Origin of the sequence: Arsukibacterium sp. (genome assembly GCF_036735525.1) — a bacterium.
Classification (GTDB): domain Bacteria; phylum Pseudomonadota; class Gammaproteobacteria; order Enterobacterales; family Alteromonadaceae; genus Alishewanella.
Genome location: NZ_DAINOE010000118.1, coordinates 1 through 4,750, shown reverse-complemented (window position 1 = coordinate 4,750; position 4,750 = coordinate 1). Strand labels below are relative to the sequence as shown.

5 protein-coding genes are annotated in these 4,750 nt (G+C 41.5%); all 5 read right to left on the bottom strand.

Features of this window, described 5'->3' with window-relative positions; translation table 11 throughout:
* Positions 1–76: 76 nt before the first annotated feature.
* Positions 77–1,420: a Gfo/Idh/MocA family oxidoreductase gene (locus V7D78_RS15610; protein WP_333609387.1), complete on the bottom strand. Its 1,344-nt coding sequence runs from the start codon at positions 1,418–1,420 to the stop codon at positions 77–79.
* Between the two features lie 266 nt (positions 1,421–1,686).
* On the bottom strand, positions 1,687–2,496 hold the full coding sequence (locus V7D78_RS15605) for a class I SAM-dependent methyltransferase (RefSeq protein ID WP_333609386.1): 810 nt from the start codon (positions 2,494–2,496) through the stop codon (positions 1,687–1,689).
* 144 nt (positions 2,497–2,640) lie between these two features.
* Positions 2,641–3,348, bottom strand: a complete 708-nt coding sequence (locus tag V7D78_RS15600) for an acylneuraminate cytidylyltransferase family protein (RefSeq protein ID WP_333609385.1) — start codon at positions 3,346–3,348, stop codon at positions 2,641–2,643.
* The gene (locus tag V7D78_RS15595) at positions 3,338–4,216 is read right to left on the bottom strand and encodes a sugar phosphate isomerase/epimerase family protein (RefSeq protein WP_333609384.1); all 879 of its coding nucleotides are present in this window, start codon (positions 4,214–4,216) and stop codon (positions 3,338–3,340) included. Before V7D78_RS15595 ends, V7D78_RS15600 begins: the two co-directional genes overlap by 11 nt.
* Positions 4,216–4,750: DapH/DapD/GlmU-related protein (locus V7D78_RS15590; protein WP_333609383.1), on the bottom strand; the 535-nt coding region annotated here is incomplete at its 5' end. The genes V7D78_RS15590 and V7D78_RS15595, both read right to left, overlap by 1 nt.

Genomic DNA, 4,750 nt, shown 5'->3' with positions numbered 1-4,750 from the left:
TTCTACGCAGGTTTATTAGTTTAGGCTGCTGATAAAACCAGTTAGAGCCTTTTGTTTAAGGTTATGGCTTTAGTTTTTACTTGATAACATGCATATGACTTTGTGACTGCTCGAGGACTCTTGCAATCCACTTAGTATCGTCAAACGAGAGTTGGTAAGTTTGCATTTTCTTAGCACGAATCATATTAACGAAGTTAGCGAGTTCGTAACGCAGGCCATCCCCATCAAACTTATAAAAAAACTTTCTATTTTCATTACTGTTTTCAAACCTGACTTCAAAATATTCAGTTTTCCACCAAGGTGCCGGAACATAAATGTAACCTTTAGTTCCAGAGATCACTAAATCTCCTTCTGATTTAACACCCAAACCGGTTCTGGCTGAACCTATTGCATTGGGGTATAAAACCTCGACTCTGCTGTAGAGTTCAACCTCTGCATTATCGGGTAAGTACTGTACAGCACTTATTTTAGAGTAATCTTTACCGAGTAGTTTTAGAATTACGAGTAGAGGATAGCTGCCTAGTTCAAAAAAACTACCACCGCCTTGTTTTTTTTGTAATTCTCGTGGTTTACCGTCAGTTAATTTAGTGAAAGTTGCATCAACCGCCAATATTTTCCCAATTACACCACTCTTTGCATAGGTTATGAGTCGATTGAAACCAGGAGAAAAAGCAGTTTTTATGCCTTCCAGTAAAACAACATTATTATTGGCCGCTGCACATTGCAGCTCTGCAACACATGCTTCGGTAAGCGCCATCGGTTTTTCACATAAAACATGTTTTCCCCTGTTAAGTGCTTTTAAAGCATAGTCTTTATGCGTGTTATGTGGGGTAGCTATATAGATTGCATCAACTGAGTCTAATAGCTCGTTGTAATTATTCGCTGGTAGAGCAAGTTCAAATTCATTTACAAAATTATTTACATTGGCGCTATTTCTTGAGTAAGCGCCAATAATATCAACACCACTCACGAATCTGGCTTCGGATACGAAACGTTTAGCAATTCTTCCCGTTCCTGCAATGCCAATGTTTAAAATACCTTCTGCATTGCGTAGTTCCGTACTTGAAACGCCTTTGGTTCTATCTAAATATATTACTTCACAATAATCATTAAGATAATCAAACTTACCTAACCAGTCTGAGCCAATGGCAAAAATAGCAACGTTATGCTTTTGGATATCGTTAATTTTTTGACCTTCGTATTCTTCAATTATGACTTCATCAGCTAAGCCACTAGCTTGTACTTGTGCAACTCTTTCCATTAGCGATTGTCTTACGTTCAATTTACCCCGTACTTCATCGTAAGCTTCTGTGGTCACCCCAACAATTAAATAGTCACCCAGTTTTTTTGCACGCTCTAATAATCGCCTGTGCCCCTCATGAAACAAATCATAGGTACCGTAAGTTATCACTTTTCTCATAAAAACCTGTGCTTTATAAGTAACTAATTATTATAAGGAAATAAATGTCGTCATTGATAAAGCCTAATCAAAACAACGCCATTGTTTTTTAAACCAATTAACCTTCTGTAAATTACTTCCTGATATCTATTTAAAGATATTATTATTGCCCGAGGTGAAACGTCTGATAAAAATTTAACTGGTAATCTATCAAATAAAATGCGGGAGACCATTACATTTAGCTGAAATAAATAGCAACACAGGCTTTGATAACGCTGTACTAATTGCTAGTGCTGTTTACTCAAAATAGCTGCTACAGAATAACCGCCGGCACTTGGTCCCAAAGTCTCGTAATCTGGCAGCTGACCAGCACAATAATCTGCCATGGTGATGCCAAACTCTTCTATTGCTAGGACTTTAAATCTATTTTGTTCGGCATATCTCTTTAGTGAAGCCAGGGTAAAAAAGTGAATATGTGGCGTATCTTTTATAGGTAACTCCCAGTAATCGTGTGCTGTATTAGGTATCTCTATCATTACCACGCCATGGTCGCTTAACATGCCAGACAACGCTTCAAAAACTGCTTCTACTTTAGGGATATGTTCAAGCCAATGACTGGCAACAATCAAATCATACTTTAGGCTACTAGTGAAAGGGAAAAAGTCAGCAACTTTGTTTAAACCTTTTTTTGCATAATATGGTAGCCAACTCTCGCCTGGCTCGCACAAGTCAAATACCGTATTTTTAGACGCGTTTTTTTTAAGTTCGAGTGAAAGTAATGCATCTCCAGGTCCTATTTCCAGACAGCATTGTATGCCCTCTATCGCTTGGTAATGTGCAATAAATTCAAATTGTCTTTTTGCTCTGGCTAAATGTACGGGCGAGTGAACACCTTTGGTAGCTTGAGCTACTCTGTCATTGCATAAGTTTAACTTCCAAAATTGTCTATTATAAAATTCAGTTATTTGTTCATTAGTTGGTAAATTCTCCAGAACGCCATAGCCACAGACGGAGCAAACTCTCACAAAACCACGAAAAATATAATGTTCAGGTGTCATTTTATCGAGAATTTTTTTATTTTCAGAAGGTTCTGTCAACGATATTTTCGTTTTATGGTGATCATATAACTTCTGATAATGCTCAGTAGAATTACATGCAGGACAGTATTTCATCTCTCACCTATTTTCATATGTAGACTTTATCATGCAAACATCTCGAAACAAAAAACGCTAGCAAGATCACTATGCATTAATTTTTTTGAATAAGCTTTCAGCAAAATAAAAGTCATCTATAGTATCGATATCTGCAGAACTTAATTCATCCATTAAAAATGGATAAGTGCACTCTGTATACTGCCCTGTCATCTCCGCAGTTTGCATAATAAATATCGCGCCATTTGGCATATACACCGAACCATTATGCTGTCGGGCAAACGCACTGCTTTTTGCTATATCCGCATCAATAAACTGCAGCGTGCCGATATCGGTTGTTCGCAACAGCCAGCGAAATTTATCAGCCACCCGATAAACTGACGCCATGGATTTTTTTTCATCATTAATGTCATGAAATTGTTGCACAGCCACTTTAATATGTTCAGATGTTCTCAGGGGTGACGTTGGCTGTAAACAAATGACCCAGTCGAAATATCGACCTGCCAGAGCGAGTTGTTCTACCGTAAATTTTAGTGCCGATATTAAACCTGCATCAGAACCAGACAACACCGCCGGACGCAAAAACGGCACTTCAGCACCATACTGTCTGGCGATGTCGGCATAGGCTGCGCTGTCGGTCGACACAATTACGGTATCGACCACTGCGGACCTTAATGCCGCTTCAATACTCCATGCCATTAATGGTTTGCCGTTAAAAGAGCGGATGTTCTTGTCAGGTAATTGCTGCGACCCCGAACGCGCCGGCACTATGGCAAGTATTTTCGCTTTACCCATCATGCTGATATTCCATTAATGCGGCCACAGCCTGAAAACTTTGCCGTAAACTGGCATCGCCATCATACACTTCGAGGGTAACGGTTTTGCCACTCAGCTCATGTTGCCCAAGCAACTCAAGCATATTAAAACCTGGCAGTAGCCCCTGATTGCGGTCAGCACTGCCATCGTTGTCGCTAATATGAAGATAATCTGTAATTCCAAGCAACGCTGTCAGTTGAGTTGCAAAATCAAGTTGTAAACTGTGGCAACTTACTTTGAGATGTGCAACATCTAAAAGTAAAGGTGCACCGGTTAAGACCCTTAGCTGATTGATAGAGTCAATATCGGTCGCCAGGAAAGGGTTTTCTCCGGCAAACATAGCCAGGTTAGCCGCAGACAATACGTTATTTTCTACATAGAGTTTAATACCTGCCTGCGTGGCTATAGGTTGCAACTCAGCCCAGGCCGCGGCAAAGCGCTGCAACGCCTCCTGTTTAATCTGCAACTGTTGTGCTGAAATCACTTTACCCAGTTGTTCTACTGCTGGCTGTAAACGGAAGCCAGCATGGATTGCCAAGCGGTCAGCTTCCAATTCTGCTGAAAGCAGAATGGCCCGTTTAACATGGGCTATGGCGGTGTCACGCACAGTGTCATCGCTTGCTGATAAATTAAGAACAAAGTGCTGTTGCGGTGGCGGGAAGTAATTGTGGCAGCGATAATGCAAGCCATACTGTCGTTTAAGAGCAAGTAAGTCATCGACAAAGTCTGGATAATAGTGGGTGCCACCAGACAGCTCAATATAACGATAACCGTTATCTGCCAGATGGCGCACACTCTGTGCAATTGACCGGCGATTAACGCAGGAGCTGGACACATAAAGTTCCGCCATCAGTTACTCTTCCTTGCTGGAATACCAACGTAAACACCAGGCTGATTAATGTCAGCTGACACATAGGCTTGCGCGCCAATCACAACATCGCTGCAAACCGATACCCCCTCGCGCACTACTGCGTTTGCGCCAATAAAACACCTGTCAGCAATTTTGCTTCGTCCCAATAACTTTGCCCCTGGAGCCAGATGGTTAAAATCACCTATTATCGTTTCGTGCTCTACCACGGCATAACTGTTAATAATATTTGCCTTACCGAGGCTCACGTTCGGCCCTAACATTGAAAAAGCTAACAGCTGGTTAGCTATCCCCATTTCAACACAATCATCAATATATGCGCTCGGATGACGAAGATTGTCAGGCAAAAGACAACTACGCCAATGCTTAAACGCTTGTTGCCGGGCGTCATTGTTGCCCAGGGCCAATACCACTTGCTGCTGTCTTGCCACCTGGCCCTGACAGACTGGTATGCCCATGATGGATTCCTGCGGATATTGTGGCTGGTCGATAATAGCGCTGATCGGACGTTGCAAC